The sequence below is a fragment of the Phenylobacterium sp. genome, from assembly GCF_016793225.1.
GTDB lineage: Bacteria > Pseudomonadota > Alphaproteobacteria > Caulobacterales > Caulobacteraceae > Phenylobacterium.
Genome location: NZ_JAEUMN010000161.1, coordinates 1 through 26,469, shown reverse-complemented (window position 1 = coordinate 26,469; position 26,469 = coordinate 1). Strand labels below are relative to the sequence as shown.

The following is a 26,469-nucleotide window of genomic DNA, read 5'->3' as shown; positions in this document are numbered from 1 at the left end:
CTCGAAGGCGACCCGCGGATGGCCGGCGGCCATCATGCGGTGATCGACGAACTGGCCCTGTCGCGAGCTGCCGAAGTGGCAATCGAGGCAGACGCCGGCGCGCACCTTCGGGTTCTCGAGCGGCCGCAGGCCGTTGGCGACATTGTTGGCGTGCGTGCCTTCGACGGAACGGTGGCTGGCGAGCCAGCCGGACGATGCGCCGTGGCAGGCCTCGCATCCCACGCCGTCAGAGATCTGGAACTTGGCGCCGCGGGCCGGCGCGGGATCAGCGTGGCAGCCCAGGCATTCCTTCGCGTTCTGGGCGGGGCCGAGCCCCATCTTGCGGGCGATGGCCTGGCCCCGCGACTCGGTCAGCACGCGCCAGGCGCGGCTGTGGGCGCCGGCGGCGCTGGACGGGCTCTGCCAGGTGATGAGTTCGTTCTGGCGGACGTTGACGCCCGAATCCACCTGCCGGCTGTGACAGCTGGAGCCTGCGCAGGACGCGACGCCCTCATGGACGCCCTTGGTGGCGGCCGATCCCGTCGCGGCGGTCGCCACAGGGCCAACGCCGACCGCGACCGCGCCCGCGATAGCGGCTGCGGCGACGCATAGCGCGCCCACGATTCGCGACGCTCGTGCTCCCCCCATCCTCATCCCCCGGCGCCCCTTACTCCCCCAAGAGTCTTAGCGGGCTCAGCTTGCCTACGGTAGTCCGAATAAGGCGAATGGGACCAGATCGGAAGCCCGGCGCCTAGTCCTACGGCGCCGCTCTCCTAAGAGGAGTCTCTGCTTCCAAACTGTGGCCTCGAATTGTAAGACGAGTTGGGAGCCGGGTTTTGGGGGGTCGAGTATGGCATGGCGTCCGTCGAGCCTGCGGCGTGCGACGCGAATCGGCTTGCTGGCGCTCGCCACCTCGGCCTTGACCCCGACGGTTTCGACCTGGGCCCAATCGGCCCCGCCCCAGCCCGCGACGACCCCCGGAACCAGCGCCGCAGAGGTGAACCCCGAGAGCCGCATCAGCCGGCCGCCGCCGCGCCGAGGCGCGGGCGCCTTCACGCCTGAGCCGCCGGGCCCCTGCCCGCTCGAGTCCTCCGACGTCCAGGTCACCCTGACCTCGGTCACCTTCCAGGGCGCGACGGCCGTCGGCGCCGACGAGCTCCGCGGAGCCTACGCCGACCTGATCGGAAAGCCGCAGCCCGTCGCGGTGATCTGCCAGATCCGGGATCGCGCGGCGCGCATCGTCTTCGATTCCGGCGTGCTCGCCCGCGTCGAGATCCCGGAGCAGCGCATCGCCGGCGGCGCCCTGGTCCTGGAGGTCATCGAGGCCCACGTCGTGAACGTGCGGGTCCGCGGCGACGTGGGTCCGGCCCAGGCCCTGGTCGAGCGGTACGCCGAAAAGCTCCGCGGCATGAAGCCTTTCGACATGGCCAGGGCGCAGCGGTACCTGCTTCTCGCGTCGGACGTGCCGGGCATCCGGGCGCGGGCCGCCGTGCGGCCCTCCACCAGCTCCGAGCGCGGCGCGGTGGACATCGACATCACCGTGGCCCGCGAAGGGCCGGACGTGTTCGCCAACGTGCAGAACACCGGCTCCAAGCAGGTCGGGCGATGGGGCGGCCTGATCCGCGGCGAGTTCGCCGGCTACACCCAGTACGGCGAATCGACGGCCCTGACGGCGTTCCACACCCTGGACTCCAACGAGCAGTGGCTGGTCCAGCTCGCCGAGACCGCGCGGTTCGGGGCCGAGGGCCTGGTCGGCCGCGGGTCGATCACCTACGGCGAGAGCCGGCCGGGCGACTTCCTGAAGCCCCTCGACCTCAAGAGCAGGTCGGTGGTGGGCAACCTCGAGGCCGCCTACCCGGTGATCCGTTCGCGGAGCCAGAACCTCAATGTCGCAGGCGGCTTCGACTTCATCGACCAGCGCACGCGCCCCGGCGGCGCCGCGACGCTGAGCCATGACAAGCTGCGCGTCCTCTATGCCCGCGCCGACGGCGACTACCGGACGGAGATCGCCGGCCGCCCCGTGCTCACCAGCGGCGCGGTCAGCATCCGCAAGGGCGTCGACGTCTTCGGGGGCAGCGACGCCGGCGACGTTCTGCTGACCCGCGGATCCGGCAAGCCTGGCGCGTGGGTGCTCCGCGCCCAGGGCGGCGGCGACATCGCGCTCTCGGACCGCTTCACGGGCCAGCTGCGCATGCAGGCGCAGTACTCCGGCAGCCAGCTGATGCCGTACGAGCAGATCTCGCTGGGCGGGCTCACGGTCGGCCGGGGCTACGATCCGGCGGCGCTGCTCGGCGACAAGGGCGTCTCGGCCGCTGCGGAACTGCGCTACGGGCCGCTGCAGCTGCATCCCAAGGTGGCGGCCGCACCGTATGCTTTCTTCGACGCGGGCTGGGTGGCCAACAACAACGCGTTCGCGGCCGGCGTACAGAAGGATCGCACCCTGAAGTCGATCGGCGCGGGCGTCGTGTTCCGGCTGTTCAACCGCGCCAACCTGGAAGTCACCTACGCCCATCCACTCGACGCCACCCGGACGGGGGGGCCGCGTCCAACAGACCGCGTGCTGATCCAGCTCACGGCCAGTCTGCTCTGATGCGGAAAGAGAAGTAAGCATGCCCACGCTCATGAGTTCAGCCGAAGGCCGCCGCCGCTTCCTGTTCGCGCGGACCGCCCTCTGCGGCGCTCTGGCCGGCATCAATTCCTTCTACGCACCCTCGGCCGCCGCCTTGCCCGTGGGCGGCGTTGCGCAGGTCAGCGCCGGCGGTGGCGCGCCCACCATCACCAGCACCACCGACCGCACCGACGTGAAGCTCAATGCGCCGCGCACGGTGCTGAGCTGGACGACCTTCAACGTGCTCCCGACCGAGACGGTGAGCTTCCGGTTCGACAGCAACAGCTGGGTGGTGCTGAACAAGGTCACCGGCCTCAGCCCCTCCAAGATCGAGGGCGTCGTCGAGGGCAAGGTCGGGTCGAACTACGGCGGCAACATCTGGTTCTCGTCGCAGAACAGCATCATCTTCGGCGCCGGCTCGCAGGTCGACGCGGGCAGCCTGTTCGTGGCGATCGGCACGCCCGACACCTCGCAGTTCCTGAACCCCTCGAACAACCTGTTCTCGTTCTCGGGCAGCGACGCGCTGCCCAACTCGCGGGTCATGGTGCTCCAGGGCGCCAAGCTGACGGCCAACGGCGGCATGGTGGCGCTGATGGGCCCCACCATCCAGACGCGCGCCAACGCCGTGGTCAGCGCTGTGAACGGGAGCGTGCTCTACGGCTCGGCGAAGAACTTCCAGATCCGGCTGGCGCCGGGCGCCGGCGGCGACTTCGACCTCGTCGACTTCATCGTGCCCAGCGTGGACGACGGCGCCGACAGCCAGGTCGCCATCGACCTGGGCGGCGACACGCGCGCGAACTCGGTCTTCCTGGCCGCCGTCTCGAAGTCGGCGATCGGCAGCGCCGTGATCAACCTCGAGGGCATGACCACCGCGCAGCAGGCGAAGGCCGACGGCGGGGACATCATCCTGTCGGGCGGGGGCGGGATCGCCAACCGGCAGGCCGCCCCCACGCTGGACGGCGCCGCGGCGACGGACATCTACCTCAACAAGGCCACGGCCTCGCGCGATCTGCAGGTGCGCAACGTCGGCCGGATCTTCGGCCGCCCGTGGGTCCGCCCGCCCGAGGAAACCAAGAACCCCCCCACCCTCACCGAAGACGCCAACCCGCCGGAGGACAGCGGCGACAACGGCGGCGGGAACGGCAATGGAAACGGGAACGGGAACGGAAACGGCAACGGGAACGGCTTCTTCGGCGGCGCCATCGACTCGGTGGTGCTGGACAAGGCGCTGGTCTCGGCGCTGTTCGACCCGACGGCCATCTCCGCGATCAGTACGGGGCGTGACGCCAGCATCAAGGCGACCGCCTCGATCGAACTGGGGCGCATCGTCGCCAGCCGCGACGTGTCCATCGAGGGTGCGGACGTCAAGGCCAACAGCCTCATCGCCGCCCGTGACCTGACCGCCGCCTCCACGAAGGGCGATATCCTGCTGGCCGGCGTCGGCGTGACCGGCGTGGGCGCGATCTCGGGCAAGGTCGATGCGAAGATCGACGCGATCAGCGCCCCGAACCGGCTGACGGTGACGTCGGGCCGCGACATCACCCTGGGCGACGGGGTGTCGACGGTTTCCGGGATCATCAACCTGTCGGCGCCGCAGAACGTCACGATCGAGCTGGCCCAGGCGAAGGTCGACAGCATCACCGCCGGCGCCAGCGTCGACCTCCGCGGCGGCGCGATCGAGGCCAACACGGTCACCGCCCCGCGCGTGTTCGGCATGGCCCAGAGCCTGAAGCTGGGCACGGTGACCACCAGCGGCGACCTCTACGTGGTGGCCACCGGCGGCGACGCGGTCGTGGGCAAGGCGACCGTCGGCGACGACATCTTCGTGCTGGCCACCGGCGGGACCGCCTCGCTGGGCGATGTGACCCTCACCGGCGGCGCCCCGGATTCGGTGCAGGTGGAATTCGTCGGCAACCCGGACCGGGCCGGCAACGGCCGCGTCGTCCGCGTGGAGTCGACCAACTTCGACGCCAAGCTCGGCCTCGGGACCGGCGGCGTCACCGGGGCGACGGAAGTCTCGGTTCGCGCCGGCCAGGACGCGGTCGTCGACGTGCTGCGGCCGACCCCGGGCGCCTTCTCGGTCATCGCCTCGCGAGACGCCACGCTGAAGGCGCCCACCGTGCGACTCGACGCGGTGTCGGCCGGACGCGATCTGACCGTCGGCTCCACCACCGGCGACTTCACCCTGTCCAGCTCCTTCACGGCGGTGAGAAACGTCACCATCACCGCGGCGGGCGCGCTCCGGGTCGCCGACGTCCGCGCCGACTCCGGCTCCGTCTCGCTCATCGGCAGCACGGTGACGGCCGGCGCCGTGTCCGCGAGCGAGGACCTCACGCTCCGGGCGACGGCCGCAAACGGCTCGGTCACGACGACCAGCTACCGCACGGGCCGCGACCTCATCATCCAGGGGACGACGCTCAGCCTCGGCTCAACGATCGGACCGGTTACGCGTGATCTTTCCATAACATCGCTTGGAAACTTCACATCGACGACCGCCCTCAGCGCAGGTCGGAACCTGACCCTGGACGTGGCGGGCACGGCGAATGTCGCGGCCCTCAGCGCGGCGGGAACGCTGCGCATCCTGGCCGGCGACCTGGACCTCACCGGCGTCGTGACAGCGGCCAACGCGCAGGTGGAATCACGGAACGGGGCGCTGCGGGTCGGCGGCGCGGCGGGCGGAGCCGGCGCCCTCATCCTCGACAACGCCGAGTTCGGCCAGTTCCGCGTGGCGGGGACCTTGAAGTTCTACGCCGGGTCGACCACGGGCGGGACCCGCGGCGACCTGTTCATCCAGAACCTGACGGTCAACCCCGCCAACACGCCCAGCCTCGGCTTCCTGGTCGGCTCCAACAACACGGCGAACGTGCAGGGCGTGGCCGCGCCGACCACCGGCGGCGGCATCCTGCGCATCGGCGACGCCACCGACCTGAGCTGGAGGCCGAACTCCATCCTCGTGACAGGCGGACTGGGCGCGGCGACCTTCAGTGGCGGCCAGTACAGCGACATCCGGGCGTTCACCGAGGTTCGCCTGGCCGCGCGCAACGACATCCTGATGGGCTCCCAGCGGTTCATCACGCTGATCCAGGGCACGGCGGTCGGCGAGATCGACACGGCGGCAGGCCGCCCCGCGGGCGTCGCCCCGACGCCGGACGAGACCAACCGCATCTTCGTCTCCGCGGGCAAGCTCGAGGTCTCGGCGGACAACAAGGTCGTACAGCAGAACACCGCCCCCCTGGGCTTCGGCCAGGCGGTGGGCGTGTTCTTCACGGGCCAGTCCAACCCGGCCCTGGTGATCGATCCGCCGAAGGTGGTGGAGCTCTGGGGCGCGTTCTCCGGCGCGAACGGCCAGGTCGTCACCGGCGCCCCGGCGGGATCGGCGGTCAGCTTCACGGTGGTGGATGCGGCGGGCAATCCGATCTCCAAGCCGTCCGACGCCAACTACCGCTTCAACAGCTGCGACGTCGGCACCTCGAACTGCTCGCCGGCCTTCGTCAGCGGCGGTGGCGGCGGCTCGGGCGGCGGCGGCGGTTCGGCCGATCCGATCGTGTCGCAGACCAGCGCCGGCATCCTCGCCGCCCGCGACCAGCTCGGCGGTCCCGGCGCGATCCTTGGCAACGACAGCTCGAACTCCAACGACTCTCAGGACTCCGAGGAGGCCGGCGAGGCCCAGGTCTCGTCCGAGAACCTCACGGCGCCCACGGTGGTGCTGGGCGTCGCGCCTCCCGACACGGACGAAATCGTCGCCGATCCGGTCACCACCGGAACCGGCAGCCAGGAAATCTGGCGCCAGCGCAGGCAGAAGAGATGATCGTGCAGCGTTCCCTCCTGGCGCTTGCGGGCGCCCTCCTCCTCGCGTCGCCGGCCGCGACCCAGACGCGCGCCGACCTCATCCCCCTGGGCCAGAGCGCAGCATCGGGCGCGGTGTGCCAGGCGGTGCGCGACTACGACGATCCCCTGGTCCAGGCCGCCGGCCGCCGGGCCTGGAACATCCGCTGCCGCGGGTGGGAGGGCAGCCTGGGGCGGCTCTACACCTTCGAGGGCGGAGACGCCGGCGCATGGGAGACCTCGCTGGGCGCCCGCGCGCAGTGCGCGGACCAGAAATCGGAGACGGTCGCCGGCCTCGGGCCCGTGACGCGCCGCGCCTGCCGCGCCGCCCGGACCAACGCGCCCTACCTGGCCTACAACGCCCGCCGCGGCGGCGGCGCCTACACGGCCGAGGGCCCCGCGCAGATCGCGGACGTGCTCGAGACGGGCCTGAAGGTGGTCTCCGGCGCGCTGAAGCCGCCGAAGGCCAACGAGGTTCAGACGTCGGCCGCAAGCGCCGAGATCGCCGCCGACTTCGGGGGCGCCACAGGCGGCCTCGCGCGCAGCCAGGCGGCGGCCGCGACCGACCCCGCGCGCCTGCGGGCCCGCGCGTACGTCCAGAACAACGAGTGGCGCTTCGAACAGGCCGAGACCGATTTCCAGGCGCTGCTCGCCGACGCCGAAGCCCGCCGGGCGCCGCCGCGCGAACTGGGCGAGGCCATGCTCAACCTCGCCCTGAACGTCTCGAACAACGGCCGCTTCGTCGAAGCCGACCGGCTGTTCCGGGACGCCGAGGTGCAGGTGGCCGCAGCCAACGATCCCTTCCTGTCGGCGCAGGCCCGGACCTACCGCGCGCTGCATCTGCGGAACGCCGGCCGCTTCGCCGAAGCCGCCCAGGCGGCCCAGGCGGTCCTGCGGGCCAACGAAGAGGCCCGCGCGGCCCAGGGGCTCGGCTCGGGCGGTCCCACGGTGACCCGCACGGGCGCCGGCGAGGTGGCCATCGGGGGCGATCTCGCAACCGCGCTCAACAGCCGGCCCGCCGGCCGCGACGTCCTGGGCGGCTCGAAGGTCTCGCTGGCCGACCAGCTGATCGTGCAGGACGCCCAGGCCCTGGAGGTCGCAGGCTCCTCGCTGGCGGCCCAGGGCGACATCGCCGCCGCCCGCGAGGCGCTCAACCGCGCCGCCCAGCTGCTGACCCGCGCCGAAGCCAACGGCGCGCTGAACGTCTGGCTGCGCGCCCGGATCGAGGCCGACCTTGCGGAGGTCGACATGGACTCCGGCCAGCCCGCGGCCGCCGTCGCCCGGTACCAGGACGCCGTGCGGACGATCCGCCTGCGACACGCCGGCACCGCGGCCGAGGGCGGACTGCTGCTGGACCTGGGCCGCGCGCAGGCCGCCGCGGGGCAGGAAGACGCCGCCCTGGCCAGCTATGCGCGGGCCTTCGACCTGTTCCAGGCCCAGCGCGGCGCGCTGGGCGCCTCGGCGGACGACGCGGCGCCTTATTTCGACCTGCTCATCAAGCGCATCGAAGCGGACCCCGCGAAGGCCGACGAGTATCGGGCGAGGTTCTTCTCGGCCGGCGCCAGCGTGATCTCCAACGCCACCGCGCAGACGGTCTCCAAGCTGGCGGCCCGCGTCGCCTCGGGCGACGGTGCGGTGACGGGACTGGTGCGGGCGCTCGAGGACACCCGGCGCGAGTTGCGCGTCGCCGAGGCGCAGGCCGCCCAGCTACAGGCCGCGAACGCCTATGCCGGCGCCGAGCGGACGGACCTCGAGACGCGGCTGCGCGCGCTCCAGACGCAGGCCGACACGCTGGAAGCCCAGTTGCTGGCCGCCAACCCGCGCTACTCGCAGCTGGTGTCGTCGCAGGCGACCCTCGCCGACCTTCAGAAGGCGCTCGCGCCGGACGAAGTCTACGTGAAGATCCTGCTACTCAACGACCGCAGCTACGGGATGCTCGTCTCGAAGACGGCCGCCAAGCCCTACGCCATCGCCAAGAGCCGCGGTCAGATCGGCGCCGACGTGCGCGTCCTGCGCTCTCCGTTCGAAGCCGAGGATACCCTCCCGCCGTTCGACGTGGCCCGCGCGCACCAGCTGTTCAACACCCTGTTCGGCCCCGTGGCGGCCGATGTCATGGCGGCGAAGCACCTGATCTATGAGCCCGACGGTCCCCTGATCTCGCTTCCCGTCGCGACGCTGGTCACCCAGGACCCGGCCCCGCTGCTGGCCAAGGCCGGCGACGGCAAGGACCCCGACTACCGGCAGGTCGCCTGGCTGGGCGCCAAGACGGATTCCGCCCTCGTGCTCTCGGCGGCCAGCTTCCTGCAGTCGCGGGCCTTCGCGCCCTCGCGGGCCAAGCGGAGCTTCCTCGCCTTCGCCGACCCGACGACGCCGATGAAGGGCGATCCCAAGGCCTACTCCTCGGTGGTCCGTCGCTCGGTGTCGCTGCGCAGCAATCGCGACATCTCGAACATCTGCGAGAACACCCGCTTGGCGCTGCTGCAGATGCCGCCGCTGCCCGACACGGCCGACGAGGTCCGCCAGGTGGCGGCCAGCGTCGGCGGCGCCACGTCCGACGCCATCATCACCGGGGCGCCGTTCACCGACGACGCCGTCAAGGCCCGCGGCGACCTCTCGGACTACAAGGTCCTTTACTTCGCCACCCATGGCCTCCTGCCGCAGCCGTCGGCCTGCCTGCCCGAACCGGCCCTGATGACCTCGGTCGGCGGCGGCGAGAGCGATGGCCTCCTCGACGCCAGCGAGATCCTCGACCTGAAGCTCGACGCCGACCTGGTGGTGCTCTCGGCCTGCGACACGGGCGGTGCGGGCGGCGATCCCTCGACCACCGGGATGCAGGGCGGGGGCGAAGCGCTGGGCGGACTGACGCGCGCGGTGATCTACGCCGGCGGGCGCAGCCTGATCGTGTCGCACTGGTCGGTGGACTCGGTGGCGACGGTCCGGCTGATGACCGGCATGTTCTCGGCGGGCGCGCCGTCGAGCGCCGAGGCCCTCACCCAGTCGCAGCGGGCGCTCCAGCAGAACGACCAGTTCTCGCACCCGTACTTCTGGGCGCCCTTCACGATCGTGGGGGACGGGTCCAAGGCGCTCCCGTCCGGGTCCACGCGCACGGCGTCCAACTGATCCTGGCGGACGCGACGCGCAGCGGCCTATAGGGCTGACATGGCCAACGCCGCCGTCCAGCTGAACACCGAGCCGTACGACGCCTCGATCCCGCGGCCGATGGGGCGCAACTCGGCGGGCGAAGGGTTCCTACGCGGGTTCCTGCGCTACGCCGATGTCGACCGGTTCCACTTCTGGAACACCTTCGACGAGGACCAGGCCCAGCTCGACGCCCTGCTGGAGCGGCTGGGGCCGGTCGGCAGGCCCGTGAGCTGGATCGCCCGCGGCGATCGCGACCGCCTCGGCGAGGCCGGGGCGGTGTACATCCCTTCCCCCGAGATGCGTCAGGAAGCCTGGGCCCGCCGGGCGCTGGGCGGGCAGGCCTATTCGCTGACCGGCGTCACGCACACCATCGCCGAAACCTACATCCTGGACGAAATCGCGGGCCTGCTGTCCGCGCCCATCGAGCCCTGGGACGCCCTGGTGTGCACGTCAGACGCGGGCCGCAAGGCCGTGGAATCGTTGCTGGAAGGGGTCGCGCTGTATCTTCAGGAGCGGTTCGGGGCCACCCGCATGCCGCCCGCGCAGCTGGTGACGATTCCCCTGGGCGTCCATGCCGACGACTTCCGCCGCGACGAGAAGGCCCGCGGCCGCTGGCGCCGCAAGCTCCGCATTCCGAACGATGCCCCAGCCGCCCTGCACCTGGGACGCTTCAGCCTCACCACCAAGATGCACCCGGGCCCCATGGGCGCCGCGCTGGCCGAAGCCGCGCGCAGGCTGGGACGCCCGGTCTACTGGATCCTCTTCGGTGGAGCCCGACGCGATTCGGACGAGGAGGCGTTCCTCGCGGCGGCCCGCGCCCTGGCGGACGACGGCGTGATCCTGACGCCGGTGGGAGACACCTCGGCCCGGGCGCGCGACGAGATCGTGTCGGCGGCGGACGTCTTCCTGTCGCTGAGCGACAACGTGCAGGAGACCTTCGGGCTCACCCCTGTAGAGGCCATGGCCGCGGGCCTCCCCTGCGTGGTCAGCGACTGGAACGGCTACAAGGACACGGTCCGGCACGGCGTCGACGGCTTCCGGGTGCGGACCCTCGCCCCGCGGCCGGGCCTGGGAACGGACCTGGTCTACGCCTACGCCCACCGCCTGATGACCTACGACAACTACGCGGGATCGACGGCGCTGTTCGCTGCGCCCGACATCGGCGAGGCCGCCGACGCGCTGACGGCGCTCTTCTCCGATCCCGACCTGCGCGCGCGGATGGGGGCCGCGGGCCGCGCGAGGGCGCGGGAGGTGTTCGACTGGCGGGTCGTGATCCCTCAGTACCAGGCGCTGTGGACCGAGCTGGCGCGCCGCCGCGCCGCCGCGCCGCCACAGCCGGCGCGGGACAATCCGTTTCGGCCCGACCCCTTCCGGATGTTCTCCGCCTATCCCAGCGCTGCGCTCTCGGCGGCGACGGAGGTGTCCCTGGCGCGGCCGCTGACGGAGGCTGAAGCCGCGGCGCTGCTGGCGCGCGCGCACGTCCGCAACCCGGCCGCCCGCCTCCCGCACCCGGACGAGGCGATCACCCTGATCAGCGTCCTGGGCGCCGCGCCGCTGACGGTTGGCGCGATCCTTGCTGAGACTCCGCCCGAACGCCGACCCTTCATCGAAAGGGGGATCCTGTGGCTCGCCAAGTTCGGCTTCGTGCGTCTTCGCGACGGATCGTCGCGTACATGAACACGCAAGCGCCTGGTTCAGGTACCGTTCAGGACCTCGATGTGTTAGTCCATGGGTCTGCGCGCAAACGTTCCAGACTGTCGTACGGGGGTGAATCCGATGCGTAAACTCTTGATTGCAGCCGCCTTCTCGCTCGCCTTCGGCGGCGTGGCCGTGGCCAGCGACTACATCGTCGTGAGTTCGACCGATCCGGCCATCAAGCGTGGGCAGGCGTTCGACGCCGGCGCGAAGGTCGCCCTCGGCGCGGGCAAGACCCTGACGCTGATGCGGGCCTCGGGCGAGGTCGTGACCGTGCGCGGGGCTGCGGCCGGCGCCACGATCCCAGGATCCAAGCTGGCGGCCGCCGACGCCGCGCGGTTCGAAACCATTCGCGCCCTGGTGCAACCGCCGCCCGAAGGCCGCACCTTCGGAGCGCGTCGGGGCGGCATCTGCCCGGCGCTCGAAAGCCTCCAGACCCTGGACGACATCGTCCGCGTCGCCGAGACCAGCGGCTGCAAGACCGTGGCGCGCCAGGCGCTCGACAACTACCTGGCGAAGAACGGCGCCGAGCCGCCGGTGCAGCAGAACTAGCGTCGACCGCCGAGGACTGACACACCCTCCGACTTCAGAGCGCCGCCCCTCGGGCGGCGCTTTCGATTCAACACCGGCTAACCATGCTCGTTAGCCATCCCGGAACGCCGGCTGTGTCATTGCGCCGCACGTGGTGCGTACATTCGTCATCGAAGCCGTGCGGCGCGTACTGCGGCGGTTGCCGAGCAGCGTAGCGACGGCGCTGGCCGGCCTGGTCGCGGCGACCGCGGGCTCCACGGCCCTGGCCGGCGACCTCGAGGTGCTCCCGCCCGAGCCGGTCAGTTCGACAATCATCCGTATGCCGCTCGCCCATGCGGTGGCGCTCCGTGGCTCGGGCGACATCGGCAAGGTCGTGGTCAGCCAGCCGGAAACGCTGGAGGTGAGCTCCAGCGGGGACCGAGGACTCTATGTGATCGGCCGCCAGCGCGCCGGCGCGAACCTCCTCGTCTACGATCGTGAGGGGCGGCTGTCTCAGACCGTCGACGTCCGTGTGGGCTACGACGCCGAAGCGCTGCGTTCGAGCCTCGCCGCCAGCCTGCCGGACGAAGAGATCAGCGTCTCCGAGCTCTCCACGGGCCTGCTCCTGGGCGGCGTGGCGTCCAGCGCGGGGGCCGCCGACGCGGCGCTGCGCCTGGCCGAACAGATCGCGCCCGGCGCCGTCACGTCCCATGTCGTGGTCCGCGGCGCCCAGGTCAGGCTCGATGTCCGGATCTTCGAAGCCGGCAGCCGGCGCATCCGCGACATCGGCTCGGCCCTCGCGTTGCGCGACGGGGCCCACGTCAACCTGCGCGCCGGCTCTGGCCTCATAGGCGCCGAACCGCCCCAGTTGACGACCCGACTGCGTCTTACCCCGGGCCGGTACAGCCTGGACGCGGCGCTGGACGCGCTCGAGACGCGCGGCGAGATCGAGATGCTGGCGCAGCCGACGCTCGTCTCGACGTCGGGCGTACGGGCGCACTTCCGAGCCGGCGGCGAGGTCCCCTACCCGGTCCCCGGTGGATCGACCGGCGAGTTGAAGCTGGAGTTCAAGCCCTATGGCGCCGCCGTGACCGTGGAGCCGGACGTCCAGGCCAACGGCCTCATCCGACTGAGGCTCGACGCAGAGCGCAGCGAACTGAACCCCGGCGTGGGCCTGCGAGTGGGGACCTTCACGGTGCCGGGCCTGCTGACCCGCCGCGCAACCACAACGCTTGAGCTGCGGGATGGCGAAAGCCACCTGATCGCGGGCCTCTTCGAGGAGTCGTCCACCGACGCGGTCAGAGGCGTCCCTCTCGCCAGCCGGGCCCCCGTCATCGGCCCGCTGCTGCGGGCGATCCGACGAACCGAGGATCGGCGGGAGCTCGCCATCCTGGTCACCGCGCGCCTGGTGCAGAGCGACAGCGCGGCCCTCCCGCCGCACTCGACTGGGCCTCCGGCGCCCGCGCCGGACCGCAGCAGGGCCTCGTTCGCGCGGAAGTACGCCCTGCCCGTGGTGACGGAGGTGACGGAGGCCCTGGCGCCGCCGGTGCGCTGGGCGAAGCGCCAGATCATCCGGGCCCTGACCACGTTGCGCCTGCGCGCCTGAGCGCAGCGACGACTCGTGCGAACCTCCCTCTCAGGTTTGGGAGGCGTCACATGCTGGCTCGGGTCCTGGTCTGCCTGGTCGTCACAGCCATGGCCTCGCCGGCCGCGGCCGGCAGCCTTCCGGACGTCGTGCAGCCGCAGGCGTCCATGGCGCTCCCTGGCCCCACCTGCCGTACGGCGCCGGGAGGCGAGGCCGCAACCACCTGCGCAGTCGCCCTGCCCGCCTCTGCGCTTCAGGGCGGCGCCCTGGTTCTTCACGTGACCGTCGCCGACGCGCCCCGGGCCTGCTCCGCGGCGCAGGTTCTGGAATTCAGCGCCCCGGAGCGCGGGGCCTTCCCGATCGTGCACGGCGCGGGCGGCGAAGGCCGCAAGCCCGCTTGCCATCCGGCCTTGCGCCCGGCTTCATCGGCGAATGCCGCGCCTTAACCCTAATGCGATCTGGCTTTCGCCGCTGCTGGCGGTCTTCGTCGTCCTGTTGATGAGCTTCGAGGACCCGTTTCGCGTGGCGCTGGCCGGGCTCCTGCTGGCGTCGCACGGTCCGGTGTGGAGCGCCCTTCACGCCGCAGCGCCTCATACTCACGTGAAAAGATGACCGTATCCGTCTGATTTCACGAACAATGTGAGAAGAGGTTGGTAGGCCGGCTGGGACTCGAACCCAGGACCATTCGATTAAAAGTCGAATGCTCTACCACTGAGCTACCGGCCCGCGACTCCATGGGTCGCCTGCGGCGACCTGTGGCGAAGCGGCGCGGAACCTAGAGGGCTCTGCGCGAAAGTGAAAGCCGCATTCGACGGAGCGGCTTAACACCCGGTCTCCCGTCGGCCATGCTCGGCGCATGGGAACCCCCGCCCCCCGCCTTCTGGTCCTCGGCGCCGCGCTGGCCGCGCTGACCGCCGTCAGCGTCGCCGATGCGCAGACGCGGCCTGCCACCAAGCGCCCGCCGGCCAAGGCGGCCCCGCGCAAGCCGCCCGAGCCGCCACCGCCGGTCTACACGCCGCAGGAGCGGATGAAGACGTCCAGCGAGGTCAAGGAAAGCAGCGTCACCGGCGCCGCCACCACGCCGCTGCGCGACCTGGGGGTCAAGAAGACCGACATTCCCGAGGTCCTGCTGCAGGCGCTGGCCGATCCCTATGCGCGGCCCCCCCGCAACTATGGCTGCAACTACCTGATCGCGCTGGTGCGGCCTCTCGACGACGTCCTTGGACCTGACATCGACCGGGAACTGCCGGGCGACGAGGACCTCGTGACCCGCGGCAAGATCCTGGGCGTGGCCGCCGACGTCGCCTCCAGCGCGCTGATTCCCTTCCGCGGAGTGGTGCGCAAGGTCACCGGCGCCGAGGCGCACGACCGGCTCGTGCAGTCGGCCTACGTGGCCGGGAGCGTTCGCCGCGCGTACCTCAAGGGCCTCGGCGAGGCGAAGGGCTGCAATCCGCCCGCGACGCCGAGCCACGAGCGAGCCGGCTCCACGCCCGTCGTGGACAAGCGCGAGCCCCTCAAGCCGAAGTATCCGACGAAGACGTCTGACGCGTCGCAAATGCGCGACGGAACGACGTCAGTTCCCCGGCGGAAATAGCCGCCCGAAGCGCCGCCATGAGCGCCTGGAAGAAGGCGAGATTGTGCCAGGACAGCAGGACCTGGCCGAGGATCTCGTTGCTCTTCACCAGGTGGTGCAGATAGGCCTTGGAATAGTCGCGGCTGGCCGAGACGGCGCTCTCCGGGTCCAGGGGCGACTGGTCCTCCGCGAAGCGCGCGTTCTTGAGGTTGATCGGGCCATCCCACGTCCAGGCCTGGCCGTGCCGTCCGGAACGGGTGGGCAGGACGCAGTCGAACATGTCGACCCCGCGCGCGACGGCCTCCACGATGTCGATCGGCTTCCCGACCCCCATCAGGTAGCGCGGCCGGTCGGCGGGCAGCATCGCGGGCGCGTAGTCGAGCACCTCGACCATGGCGGCGTGTCCCTCGCCGACGGCCAGGCCGCCGATGGCATAGCCGTCGAAGCCGGTTTCCAGCATGCGCTCGGCGCTCTCCCGCCGGAGCGCCTCGTCCACACCCCCCTGCTGGATCCCGAAGAGGGCCTGCGCGTCGCGGCTGCCGAAGGCGACCTTCGAGCGCGCGCCCCAGCGGGCCGAGCGGCGCATCGCCTCGGCCGCACGCTCCGGCGTGGCCGGCAGGGCGACCAGCTCGTCGAGCTGCATGACGATGTCGGACCCCAGGAGATCCGCCTGGATCTCCATCGACCGCTCCGGCGACAGCACGTGCCGGCTCCCGTCGAGGTGGCTCTGGAACGTGACCGCCTCTTCGGTGACCTTTGAGATCTTCGAGAGCGACATCACCTGGAAGCCGCCGGAGTCGGTGAGGATCGGCCTGTCCCAGCGCATGAAGCGGTGCAGACCGCCAAGGCGGCGCACCCGCTCGGCCGTGGGCCGCAGCATGAGGTGGTAGGTGTTGCCCAGCAGGATGTCGGCGCCGGTCGCCCCCACCTGCTCGACCGTCAGCGCCTTGACGGTCCCCGCGGTGCCCACGGGCATGAACGCCGGCGTGCGGATTTCGCCGCGAGGTGTCGACAGCACGCCCGTTCGGCCCTTGCCGTCGGTCGCGGTGAGGGTGAAGGGGAAGGCCGCCATCACGCCGCTCTCCAGAGCAGGCTGGCGTCGCCGTAGGAGTAGAAGCGGTACTCCTTCGCGACGGCGTGGGCATAGGCCGCGCGCATGGTGTCGAGCCCCGCGAACGCCGACACCAGCATGAAGAGCGTGGACCTGGGCAGGTGGAAGTTCGTCATCAGCCCGTCCGCCGCCCGGAAGCGATAGCCGGGCGTGATGAAGATGGCCGTCTCGTCGCGAAAAGACGACACAACCCCGTCTTCGCCCGTGGCGCTCTCCAGCAGGCGGAGCGACGTCGTGCCCACGCAGACGATGCGGCCGCCGGCCGCGCGCGCCGCGTTCAGGCGCGCGGCGGTCCCGACGCTGACTTCGCCCCACTCGGCGTGCATGCGGTGCTCGGCCACGTTCTCGGTCTTCACCGGCAGAAAGGTGCCGGCCCCCACGTGCAGGGTCACCCGCTCGAAGCCTACGCCCATACCCTTAAGCCGCTCGAGGAGCTCGGGCGTGAAGTGAAGGCCGGCGGTGGGGGCGGCGACCGACCCCTCCTGCTCGGCGTAGACGGTCTGGTAGTCCGCGCGGTCCTTCTCGTCCTCGCCGCGCTTGGCGGCGATGTAGGGCGGCAGCGGCATCATCCCCCGCTCGGCGATCGCGGCCATCAGGTCCGGTCCCGAGAGGTCGAAGGCCAGGGTCACCTCGCCGCCCTCCCCCTTCTCGCGCACGGTGGCGTCGAGCGCGCCCAGCAGACAGGCGCGATCGCCGGCTTCACCGAAGACGATCCGATCGCCGGGCTGGAGCTTCTTCCCCGGCCGCATGAAGGCCGTCCAGACATGGCCGCTCTTCAGCTGGTGCAGCGTCGCCTCCACGGCGACACGGCTGTCGCCGCGCACGCGATGGCCCTTCAGCCGCGCCGGGATGACGCGCGTGTCGTTGACCACCAGGACATCCCCGGCCCGCAGCTGCCCGGGCAGGTCGCTGACGGCCAGGTCCCGAAAGGGCAGGCCCGGCTCCACCACCAGCAGCCGCGCAGCGTCGCGCGGGCTCGCGGGCCGCAGGGCGATCCGGTCCTCGGGCAGGTGAAAGTCGAAGTCGGCGAGCTGCATAGGAGCGCGGGTCAAGGCCATGCGGCGGGCACGGCGTCAAGCGCGGCGCTCGTCCACCGCCTTGCGGGCCCGCTCGACGGCGTCCGCGAGGCGCGCGCGATCCTCGGACCACTTCGCCTCGAGCCTCGCGCGGCGGGCCTCCAGGGCCGCAAGATCATCAGCGTGCGCGGCCTCGGCCGCGGCGAGCCGGGCTTCCGCCCCGGCGAGCCGCTTCAACGCCGCCTTGGACGGCCCTGGCGCGGCCTTCGCGACGCGCTTCGCGGGCTTCAGCTTCGCCAGCGCCGCACGCGAACCCGCCGGCCGCCTCAGGACCTCGCCCGGCCGCGCGCGGGCGGCCTCGGCCACCTCGGGGTCATCGGTCTCGTGAGCCAGTCCCGTCTTGAAGAGGTCCTGACGGCTGCCCCAGGCGGCCAGCGCCTTGGGCCGCGAAGTGGTCGCGACGACGTAGTCGGTCAGGCCGTCGGACGTCACGAACACCTTCAGCTTCGCCGCCATGGGATCGCCTCAGCGCAAGGCGCGGCCGCGCCGCCGGCTAGGCGTCGGCCGCGACCTTCATCGAGACGATCTTGCCGGGATTGCGGGGCGGCTCGCCCTTGGGCAGCGCATCGACGTGCTCCATGCCCTCGGTCACCTCGCCCCAGACGGTGTACTGGTTGTCGAGGAAGGTGGCGTCGTCGAAGCAGATGAAGAACTGGCTGTTGGCCGAGTTCGGATTGGCGGTACGGGCCATCGAGCATACGCCGCGCACGTGAGGTTCCCGACTGAACTCCGCGGGAAGATTGGGTTTCTTGGATCCGCCCATGCCCGATCCGGTGGGATCGCCGCCCTGCGCCATGAACCCGGGGATCACGCGGTGGAACACCACGCCGTCGTAGAAGCCCTCGCGCGCCAGTTCCTTGATCCGGGCGACGTGCTGGGGCGCCAGGTCGGGGCGGAGCTTGATAGTCACGGGGCCGCTCTCGAGCTCCATGAGCAGGGTGTTTTCGGAGTCCATCATTTCACCTCGACAGGAATCTGAATGTCGCACGCGGAGAAGTTGGCGCCGCCGGCCGCGATCGCCCGGGCGACTTCGGCCTTGAACCACTTGCCGGCCGGATCGATCACGCGGATCTTCGGCCGTTCCTTCTCCGGGATATCGCTCAGGACGCGGACACGTTCCATCCGGTCCTGCGGGTCGGGGACCGGCTCCCCCGTCTTGATGGCGGTGACCACCTCCTGCCCCGCGATCACGCGACCGAAGGCCGTGTAGCGCCGCTCGAGCCGCGGGAACGCCGCGCGCATGAGGAAGAACTGGCTGTTGGCGCTGTTCTCGTCCTCGCCGCGGGCCGCCCCCGCGACGCCCGCGCAGTAGAGGACGTAGCCGTTGATCTTCCCGTCCCGCGTCATCGGCGCGAGCATCATCGACTGCGTCGAGACCGGAACCGACTTGATGAACCCGATCTCCGCGACGCTCTGATCCTGGACCAGGGCGAAGGGCGTGTCCGGCCCCCGGCGGAACAGGAACTCGGCCTTCAGGTCGGGCTGCGACGAGCCGCCGGTGCCCCGGTTCTCGGGATCGCCGGTCTGGTCCATGAAGTCCTCGATCACCCGGAAGAAGGTGAGGCCGTCGTAGAAGCCCTCGCGCGCCAGCTGGCGGACGCGATCGCTGAACAGCGGGGCCACTTCGGGCACCAGCTCGAGGATGATCCGGCCCTTGTTGGTGTCGATGACCACCACGTCGTTGGGGTCGGGCGTGCGCCAGTCCGCCGCCGTCGGCGCGGCCGGCTTCGGCGGGACGGGCGGCGCGGCGGTCTTTCGCTGGGCCTGGGCGGAAGCGGCGCACGCAGCCGCCAGGGCGGCGGCCAGGAGAACGGTCCGGAGCGTCATGGGGTCCTCGTAGCCGGACGATGGGCGGCAGGCCAGCCCCGCCGCGCGTCTAGCTCCGCCCCACCTTGGCCAGCAGGCGTTCCTTGACCGCGGGGCTCACGAACTTGCCCACCTCGCCGCCGAGCTGCGCGATCTCCTTGACCAGCTTCGAGGCGATGGCCTGGTGGCGCGGGTCGGCCATGAAGAACACCGTCTCGATCTCGCGGTCGAGCTGCTGGTTCATGGCGGTCATCTGGAACTCGAACTCGAAGTCCGCGACGGCGCGCAGGCCGCGGACGATGAGCGTGGCGCCCATCTCGCGGGCGAAGTGCATGGTCAGGCCCTCGTAGGGCTGCACCACGACCTCGGTCTTGGCGCGCAGCGGCGCGATGGCCTCCTCGACGATGGCGACCCGCTCATCGAGGGAGAACAGCGGCCCCTTGCCGGCGTTGATCGCCACGCCGATCACCAGACGGTCCACCAGCTTGGCGGCCCGGCCCATGATGTCCAGGTGGCCGTTGTGGATGGGATCGAACGTGCCCGGATAGAAGCCGACGCGGGTCATGCGCTTTTTGGTCCCCCCAAGACGACCTTCGCCCTTTCGCCGCCAGGGCGGCGTCTGGCAAGTGGAAAACGCCCGAGGCCGCGCCCGCGCGCGACACACCTGTCGTTTCGTCAGCGCGCCAGATCGAAAGTTGCGAAGGGCTGGAGGCTGTCGATCGCTTCCACGGGCTGCGGCTCCCGCCAGGCGAACAGCCGGAACTGCATCCGGTCCGGCTCGACATCGATGACTGTGAAGCCGTTCCGCTCGCTGACCGGGGCCAGGGGCGACGTCGTCAAGGAGGAAGGCTTCTGCGGCGCGGACCCTCGGACGGCCGACGGCCAGCTGCTCGTGGAGCTGCCCAGCGTGCCGGCCAGGATCACGTTCACCGGGTTTGCCGACAAGTCGAGGTCGCCACTGCGCTCGATGCGGATGCCGCCAACCGCATGGAGATCGCCCGAAATGACCGCCGCCGGACGTGTGGCCTGCGCCGAGAGCGCGCGCATGAGGCGCTGGTGCTGACGGTTCCAGCCCTCCTGCCACATGTATTTGGGCCGTTCGACCGACAGCCGGCCCTCGCCCGATGCGGCGTTGAAGTCGGTGACCTGCGATCCATCGGCGGTCACGCGCGCCGCGCCCGAATTGACCACGATGTCGGGATACCATTCGCGCCACTTGCCGGCGGACCAGCCGGGAGGGTGCGACGGCACATGCAGCAGCTGGGCGGTGTCCTGCGCCTGGGTGCGCGCCAGAAGCCAGGCCTCGACCTCGGGGGGCACGAGGCCGGCCGCAGGCCCCTTCAGGGTGAGGTGGCCGCCGCAGTCGTAGATCAGCGCCTCGAACAGGCGTCCTACGCGCAGGCTGCCGAAGCTCTCCGACAGACCGTCCGAGCGGGCGCCCGAGATCCCGAGCGGGCGCGTGGCCTCGGGTAAGAACTCCGGATAGAACAACGTCTGGACCGCACGCTTGGCCTCGGCCGAGAAGTGGTCTGGCGGAAAGGTGACGAAGCGCTCCTCGGCCTCGTCGTTCTCAAAATAGTCGTGGTCGTCGCCAACGAAGTAGCTGGGCGTCGAGCGCAGGCTAACGCCATAGAGCGCGGCGATTTGCGCCTCGCCGATGCGCCGGATGATGTCCTCGTTCACCGTGCCCAGGAGCGGCTGCTCACGGTCGAACATTCCAAACTTCGCGTACCGCGCCTTCGTGGACGCCGCGACGCGCGGGTTGCGCGACTCCAGCCACGTCCGCTGGTCCCAGTAGATGTGGTCGCCGTTGGCGATGATCGCCTGAGGCTGGAAGCTCATCGCCCGCGCCAGCAACCGGCGACGCACCGCCATTGGTCGGAAGACCTCGGGCGCGCCCGGCGGCGACATGTCGGGATCACCGCCCGCGCAGGTGAAGGAGACAAGACGGAAGTGGTCGGGGCGCGAGTCCGGCGCTTCCAGAGTGGCCAGCGGCCAGGGATCGCAAAGCGCATCGCCGCCTTCGAACAGCTGCAGGCGGTGCACCCGACCCGGCGTCAGTCGCGATGCGCGGAAGCGCCAGTAGCGCCCGGCGATATCCGAGCGCAGGCCCGGAATCTGTCGACCGTCCACCCGCAGGGTCAGGCTTCTGCGGGCCGGACGCGTCAGGGAGGCCTTCAGCAGGATCTCGTCGTGGCTGACGGTGGGCAGGAGATGCGCAACGTCGCCGGTCCGCCATTCAGCGGTCTGCGCCGCGACGTTCGAAACGCCCAGGGAGATGGCCCCCACGCCAACGCCCGCACCGGCGAACAGTTCGCGCCGGCTCGGCCCGGCGCCCCGCTCGGAATCCGTCGTCATCACAACTCCCGTTCCGCCGTCCCGGCGGCGCTGCCTGCCCGTCAGCCTACGTTGCGACCTTGGCGCCGAATGTCTTCCAGATGACATTCGGGGCATGAGCTGGATCGACACCCTGCCCTGTTCGGCGCGCGATGCGCTGCTTTCAGCCGGTCGACGACGCGACTACCCGGCCGGCGCACAGGTCTATGGCCTGGGTGATTCTCCCGGCGGCCTCTATCGGGTGCAGACCGGCTCGGCGCGGATCTACCTCGGCGGCGCCGATGGCCAGATACTAATCCTTCGCCTCTCCCGCGCCGGCGACGTCTTCGGGCAGACGGTCGCCCTGGACGGCGCGCCGGCGCCGATCTTTGTGGAGGCCAGGACCCCGCTCTCGGTGCTGTTCTTTCCGCAGGCCGAGCTGAGCCGGCTACAGATGCGACATCCGGAGATCCTCGAGGGTCTCTCGCGTCAGGCTGCGACCACGATCCGCGGCCTGATGGCGGCGCTGCAGGAACTGGCGCTCATGCCGCTGCCTATGCGACTGCTGTCCCGTCTACGGGCCCTGTCGCGCGACGCGCCCGCTGCCGAGGGCTGGAGCCGGGTGGACATCTCGCAGTGGGAAGTGACCGCCATGCTGGCCGCCTCGCGTCCCGCCGTGAACAAGGCGCTGCGCAGCCTGGAACGTGACGGCGCCGTGCGGCTGGGCCGCGGCTGGATCGAGATGCGCAGCCACGGCTGAGGGCTGGCTCAGCCCTCGCCGCCGCCCGCGCCGCCCTCGGCCTCGTCGGACTCCTCGGGCGCGACCTCCGGAGCTTCGGGGTCCTCGCCCGTGTCGGCCAGCCGTTCGACCGAGACCACGTGTTCGTCGGCGCTGGTGCGGAAGATGATCACGCCCGACGTGTTGCGGCCGACCATCCGGACCTGGCGGACCGGCGTTCGGATCAGCTGCCCCTGGTCGGTGACGAGCAGGATCTGGTCGTTCTCGTCGACCGGGAACGAGGCCGCCAGGCGGCCGCCGCGCTTGGTGAGGTCCTGCGCCAGCAGGCCCTGGCCGCCACGGCCCGTGCGGCGGAACTCGTAGGCCGACGTCCGCTTGCCGTAGCCTTCGGTCGACACGGTGAGGATCACCTCCTCGGCAGCGCCGAGGGCCGCGATCCGCTCGGGCGACAGCGCGGCGTCGCCGACGGCCTCCTCATCGTCATCGGGCGCGGCGGCGTCCTCGATGTCCTCGCCCTCGCCGCCCGCCGCGCGGCGCATGGCGTTGGCGTGCTTCACGTAGGCGGCCCGCTCGTCGGCGGTGGCCGCCACCGAGCGCAGGATCGCCATCGAGATCACGGAGTCGCCGTCGGCCAGCCGGATGCCGCGGACGCCGGTGGAGTCGCGGCCGGCGAACACGCGCACCTCATCCACCGCGAAGCGGATGCAGCGGCCGAGGGCAGTGGTCAGCAGGATGTCGTTCTGGTCGGCGTTGCAGACCCCGACACCGATGATGGAATCGCCCTCGTCCAGCTTCATCGCGATCTTGCCGTTGCGCTTGATGCCGATGAAGTCGCTGAGCTTGTTGCGCCGCACGTTGCCCGAGCGGGTGGCGAACATGACGTCGTACTGGTCCCAGGTCGCCTCGTCCTCGGGCAGCGGCAGGATCGAGGTGATGCTCTCGCCGGGCTCGATGGGCAGCAGGTTGACCCAGGCCTTGCCGCGCGAGGTCGGGGTGCCCACCGGCAGGCGCCACACCTTGAGCTGGAACGCCTTGCCGCCGGACGAGAAGAACAGCATCGGGGTGTGGGTGTTGGCCGAGAACACCCGCGTGACGGCGTCTTCGTCCTTGGTCGCCATGCCGGAGCGGCCCTTCCCGCCCCGGTGCTGGGTGCGGTAGATCGCCAGCGGCGTGCGCTTCACATAGCCGCCGTGGGTCACCGTGATGACCATGTCCTCGCGGGCGATGAGATCCTCGTCCTCGACGTCGGCGTCGCCCTCGACGATCTGGGTGCGACGCGGCACGGCGAAGGCGTCCTTCACCGCCACGAGCTCCTCGCGGACGATCGCCATGACCTTCTCGCGCGAGCCCAGGATCTCGAGGTGCCCCTGGATGACGCCCGCCAGCTCGCGGGCCTCGCCGAAGATCTCCTCGCGGCCGAGGCCGGTCAGGCGCGACAGGGTCAGCGCGAGGATCGCGCGCGCCTGTTCGTCGGTGAGCCGGATCTGGTTTCCGTCCACCACGACCGTGCGCGGGTCGGCGATCAGCTCGACCAGCGGCAGCATGTCGCCCGCCGGCCAGTCGCGCGCCACCAGCCGCTCGCGCGCCTCGGTGGGGTCCTTCGACGAGCGGATGATGTGGATGAACTCGTCGATGTTGGCGACGGCGATGGCGAGGCCCACCAAGACGTGGCCGCGGTCGCGCGCCTTCGAGAGCTCGAACTTGGTGCGCCGGACGACGACCTCCTCCCGGAAGTCGACGAAGGCGGTGACCATCTCCTTCAGGCCCATCTGTTCGGGCCGGCCGCGGTTCAGCGCGAGCATGTTGACGCCGAACGAGGTCTGCAGCGGCGTGAACCGGTAGAGCTGGTTCAGCAGCACGTCGGGCGAGGCGTCGCGCTTCATCTCGATGACGATGCGCATCCCTTGCCGGTCGCTCTCGTCGCGCAGGTCGGCGACGCCTTCCACGCGCTTCTCGCGCACGAGCTCGGCGATGCGCTCGACCAGGGCGGCCTTGTTCACCTGATACGGGATCGAGGTGATGACGATCGCCTCGCGGTCCTTGCGGATCTCCTCGATCGTGGCCTCGCCGCGCATGATCACCGAACCGCGTCCGGTCATCAGCGCCTGCCGCGCCCCGGTGCGGCCGATGATCAGCCCGCCGGTGGGGAAGTCGGGCGCGGGCACCAGGTCGAGCAGCTCGTCGAGCCCGATCTCGGGGTTGTCCACATAGGCCAGGCAGGCGTCGACGACCTCGCCCAGGTTGTGCGGCGGGATGTTGGTGGCCATGCCCACGGCGATGCCGCCGGCGCCGTTCACCAGCAGGTTGGGGATGCGCGACGGCAACACCACCGGCTCCTGCTCGGAGCCGTCGTAGTTGTCCTTGAAGTCGACCGTGTCCTTGTCGAGGTCGGCCAGGATCGCCATCGAGGCGCGCGTCAGCCGGCTCTCGGTGTAGCGCATGGCCGCGGGCGGGTCGTTGTCCACCGAGCCGAAGTTGCCCTGCCCGTCCACCAGCAGCAGGCTCATCGAGAACGGCTGCGCGAGGCGGACCAGGGTGTCGTAGATCGCGAGGTCCCCGTGCGGGTGGTACTTACCCATCACGTCGCCGACGATGCGGGCCGACTTCACATACCCCCGGTCGGGCGTGTGGTTCTGCTCGTTCATCGAGAACAGGATGCGCCGGTGCACCGGCTTCAGGCCGTCGCGCACGTCCGGCAGGGCGCGGCTGACGATCACGCTCATCGCGTAGTCGAGGTAAGAGCGCTTCAGCTCGTCCTCGATGGCGATAGGGGCGATCCCCCCGGGCGCGTGCTCGGGAGGCGGGGTGTCTGCGGAATCGGTCAAGGGAAAGGAACGCCGTTCGAATCGGGAGGCTTATGTAGGGGTTCCTGATAGCACTCCGAAGGGGGCTGCGTCATCTCGCGCGGGCGCACGCGTACGCGCGCACGCGAAGCATCGACAGCCGCGGCGTGCGGCGCCACGGAAGCGTATCGGACAAGGAGGCCTGGATGGCGGCGGCGTTGGCGTGGGGCGTGAAGCAGAGCTTCCGGAGCTATGTGACCGGCTCGGGCGGGTCGGTGCGGGCCGACGCCGGAGCGGCCGAGGCGGACGACGGGTTCGTCTTCGCGGCCGACGGCGGCGACCTGGCCTTCGACGGCGAGGGCCGGCCGCGCGGGACCGGGCGGTTCCGGGGCGCGCTCGCGTTCCAGGCCCACGGCGGCCTGCTCTCGGTGAGCTTCTCCGACCCCTGGGTCGAGGCCGGGCCCGACGGCTGCGTGCTGTCCGTGGCCGACGCCGGCGGCCGGCGCGTCCCCTTCGCGAAGCTGGACGCCGCAGGGGCGGCCGTGGCGGCGGACGGCGCGGTCACCCTGCCCTGCGCGATCACGCTCGACGGCATGATGATCCTGGGCGACCACTACCCGCCCGGCACGGTCCTGGACCCGGTCACGGTGAGGATCTGACCGCGAGGGCGACGGGGCCCTGCATCGGAACGGCGCGCCGGGTGTTTTCCACGCTCAGCCTTCACCGTCCACGAGGTCCCGCTTGGCCCCCGCCGCCGATCCCGTCACCCCCGTCTACGACATGGCCCGGATGGCCCTGTCGGGCGACCCCGTCATGCTGCGCGCCCTGGCCGCGGCCATCGGCGGCTTCAGCATCCGGCTCGCGGCGGCGCTGGCGATCCTGGCGGTCACGCTGTGGCTCGCGCGGCGCCTGGGCCGGGTCGCCGAGAGGGCGATCTCCCGCGTCCACCGCAATGGCCAGGCGCCCGACCAGACCCTGGCCGCCTTCCTCTCGGGCCTCGTCCGCTATGTGATCATCGGCATCGGCCTCGTGGCCGTGCTGCAGCAGCTGGGCGTCCAGGCCACCTCGGTCCTGGCGGTGCTGGGCGCCGCCTCGCTGGCCATCGGCCTGGCGCTGCAGGGCACCCTGGGCAACGTCGCGGCCGGGGTGATGATCCTGATCCTGCGACCCTACCGCACCGGCGACCAGGTGGAGGTGAACGGCCGCAGCGGCACGGTCCGGGGCCTCGACCTCTTCAACACCCGCCTCGTGGACTACGACGGCCTGACCGTCTTCCTGCCCAACGGCAAGGTGTTCGGCGACACGATCGTCAACATCAGCCGCGGCGGCCGCCGGCGCATCGAGCTGCACTTCGGCGTCGACTACGAGGACGACCTGGACGCCGCGATCGCCACGCTGATCGAGCTGGCGCGCGCCGATCCGCGGGTGCTCGACGATCCGGAGCCCTGGGCCAAGGTGACCGCGCTCGCCGACTCCTCGGTGACGGTCACCCTGCGCTGCTGGGCGCAGCCGCAGGACTGGGTGAACACCCGCTACGACCTGGTGAAGGCGGCCAAGGCGGCGCTGGAGGCCGCGGGGCTCTCGTTCCCCTACCCCCACCAGGTGCAGCTCGACCGCAAGGACACCCGCCCGGCGCCGGGGGCGGTCCGTGGGGAACCACGAACGGACGCGAATGCGCCCGGCGCGCCGTGAGGCAGCGGGTCGGGCCCGTCACTCGTTGTC

At 71.0% G+C, this 26,469-nt stretch carries 20 protein-coding genes and 1 tRNA gene; 11 read left to right on the top strand and 10 right to left on the bottom strand.

All coding sequences use genetic code 11. The features are described from left to right. The coding region (locus JNK30_RS19130) for a multiheme c-type cytochrome (protein ID WP_293484713.1) at positions 1-447 on the bottom strand (447 nt) is incomplete at its 3' end. 451 nt (positions 448-898) lie between these two features. Here JNK30_RS19130 and JNK30_RS19125 point away from each other — a divergent pair. The 7 genes from JNK30_RS19125 to JNK30_RS19095 all read left to right on the top strand — a co-directional run bounded on the left by JNK30_RS19125 (position 899) and on the right by JNK30_RS19095 (position 13,789). Then, on the top strand, positions 899-2,569 hold the full coding sequence (locus JNK30_RS19125; protein WP_293484711.1) for a ShlB/FhaC/HecB family hemolysin secretion/activation protein: 1,671 nt from the start codon (positions 899-901) through the stop codon (positions 2,567-2,569). 19 nt (positions 2,570-2,588) lie between these two features. Beyond that, a complete protein-coding gene (locus tag JNK30_RS19120; protein WP_293484709.1) occupies positions 2,589-6,395 on the top strand; it encodes a filamentous hemagglutinin N-terminal domain-containing protein in 3,807 nt (1,268 codons plus the stop codon). Positions 6,396-6,397: 2 nt separating this feature from the next. Next, positions 6,398-9,532: a CHAT domain-containing tetratricopeptide repeat protein gene (locus JNK30_RS19115; protein WP_293484707.1), complete on the top strand. Its 3,135-nt coding sequence runs from the start codon at positions 6,398-6,400 to the stop codon at positions 9,530-9,532. 39 nt (positions 9,533-9,571) lie between these two features. Next, positions 9,572-11,230, top strand: a complete 1,659-nt coding sequence (locus tag JNK30_RS19110; protein ID WP_293484706.1) for a glycosyltransferase family 4 protein — start codon at positions 9,572-9,574, stop codon at positions 11,228-11,230. Between the two features lie 99 nt (positions 11,231-11,329). Further along, entirely contained in the window at positions 11,330-11,800 is a 471-nt protein-coding gene (locus tag JNK30_RS19105) for a hypothetical protein (RefSeq protein WP_293484704.1), read from the top strand. Between the two features lie 130 nt (positions 11,801-11,930). Continuing rightward, positions 11,931-13,364 carry a pilus assembly protein N-terminal domain-containing protein gene (locus JNK30_RS19100; RefSeq protein WP_293484702.1) on the top strand — a complete coding sequence of 478 codons (1,434 nt, stop codon included), beginning with the start codon at positions 11,931-11,933 and terminating at the stop codon, positions 13,362-13,364. Positions 13,365-13,414: 50 nt separating this feature from the next. Next, positions 13,415-13,789, top strand: a complete 375-nt coding sequence (locus JNK30_RS19095) for a hypothetical protein (protein ID WP_293484700.1) — start codon at positions 13,415-13,417, stop codon at positions 13,787-13,789. A 205-nt stretch (positions 13,790-13,994) separates the two neighbouring features. Here the strand turns inward: JNK30_RS19095 and JNK30_RS19090 are convergent. Beyond that, positions 13,995-14,069, bottom strand: a tRNA-Lys gene (locus JNK30_RS19090). Between the two features lie 130 nt (positions 14,070-14,199). On the opposite strand from JNK30_RS19090, the gene JNK30_RS19085 reads away from it, so the two are divergent. Then, positions 14,200-14,937: a hypothetical protein gene (locus JNK30_RS19085; protein ID WP_293484698.1), complete on the top strand. Its 738-nt coding sequence runs from the start codon at positions 14,200-14,202 to the stop codon at positions 14,935-14,937. Here JNK30_RS19085 and tgt read toward each other — a convergent pair. The 7 genes from tgt to JNK30_RS19050 form a co-directional block, all read right to left on the bottom strand. Next, positions 14,858-15,988 carry a tRNA guanosine(34) transglycosylase Tgt gene (gene tgt, locus JNK30_RS19080; protein WP_293484696.1) on the bottom strand — a complete coding sequence of 377 codons (1,131 nt, stop codon included), beginning with the start codon at positions 15,986-15,988 and terminating at the stop codon, positions 14,858-14,860. The two genes, JNK30_RS19085 and tgt, sit on opposite strands and share 80 nt — an antisense overlap. Continuing rightward, positions 15,988-17,064, bottom strand: coding sequence for a tRNA preQ1(34) S-adenosylmethionine ribosyltransferase-isomerase QueA (queA, locus tag JNK30_RS19075; RefSeq protein WP_293484694.1), 1,077 nt, complete (start codon positions 17,062-17,064; stop codon positions 15,988-15,990). Before queA ends, tgt begins: the two co-directional genes overlap by 1 nt. A 36-nt stretch (positions 17,065-17,100) precedes the next feature. After that, on the bottom strand, positions 17,101-17,559 hold the full coding sequence (locus JNK30_RS19070) for a hypothetical protein (RefSeq protein WP_293484692.1): 459 nt from the start codon (positions 17,557-17,559) through the stop codon (positions 17,101-17,103). 37 nt (positions 17,560-17,596) lie between these two features. Beyond that, positions 17,597-18,061 carry a peptidylprolyl isomerase gene (locus JNK30_RS19065; RefSeq protein ID WP_293484690.1) on the bottom strand — a complete coding sequence of 155 codons (465 nt, stop codon included), beginning with the start codon at positions 18,059-18,061 and terminating at the stop codon, positions 17,597-17,599. After that, positions 18,058-18,930, bottom strand: coding sequence for a peptidylprolyl isomerase (locus tag JNK30_RS19060; protein WP_293484688.1), 873 nt, complete (start codon positions 18,928-18,930; stop codon positions 18,058-18,060). The genes JNK30_RS19065 and JNK30_RS19060 overlap by 4 nt, the downstream gene beginning before the upstream one ends. A 49-nt stretch (positions 18,931-18,979) precedes the next feature. Beyond that, positions 18,980-19,474, bottom strand: a complete 495-nt coding sequence (gene coaD / locus JNK30_RS19055) for a pantetheine-phosphate adenylyltransferase (RefSeq protein ID WP_293484686.1) — start codon at positions 19,472-19,474, stop codon at positions 18,980-18,982. Positions 19,475-19,584: 110 nt separating this feature from the next. Then, positions 19,585-21,267 (bottom strand): hypothetical protein, encoded by a 1,683-nt coding sequence (locus JNK30_RS19050; RefSeq protein WP_293484684.1) that lies wholly within the window; start codon positions 21,265-21,267, stop codon positions 19,585-19,587. A gap of 94 nt (positions 21,268-21,361) precedes the next feature. Here JNK30_RS19050 and JNK30_RS19045 point away from each other — a divergent pair, with 94 nt between their 5' ends. Next, positions 21,362-21,985 carry a Crp/Fnr family transcriptional regulator gene (locus tag JNK30_RS19045; RefSeq protein WP_293484682.1) on the top strand — a complete coding sequence of 208 codons (624 nt, stop codon included), beginning with the start codon at positions 21,362-21,364 and terminating at the stop codon, positions 21,983-21,985. 8 nt (positions 21,986-21,993) lie between these two features. On the opposite strand, the gene gyrA is transcribed toward JNK30_RS19045, so the two are convergent. Beyond that, entirely contained in the window at positions 21,994-24,789 is a 2,796-nt protein-coding gene (gene gyrA, locus JNK30_RS19040; protein WP_293484680.1) for a DNA gyrase subunit A, read from the bottom strand. Positions 24,790-24,953: 164 nt separating this feature from the next. Between gyrA and JNK30_RS19035 the strand changes: the two genes are divergently transcribed. Both JNK30_RS19035 and JNK30_RS19030 read left to right on the top strand, forming a co-directional pair. After that, complete coding sequence (locus JNK30_RS19035) at positions 24,954-25,406, top strand: HtaA domain-containing protein (RefSeq protein WP_293484678.1); 453 nt, start codon at positions 24,954-24,956, stop codon at positions 25,404-25,406. Between the two features lie 82 nt (positions 25,407-25,488). Beyond that, positions 25,489-26,439, top strand: a complete 951-nt coding sequence (locus JNK30_RS19030) for a mechanosensitive ion channel family protein (protein ID WP_293484676.1) — start codon at positions 25,489-25,491, stop codon at positions 26,437-26,439. The last annotated feature ends 30 nt before the right edge of the window (positions 26,440-26,469 follow it).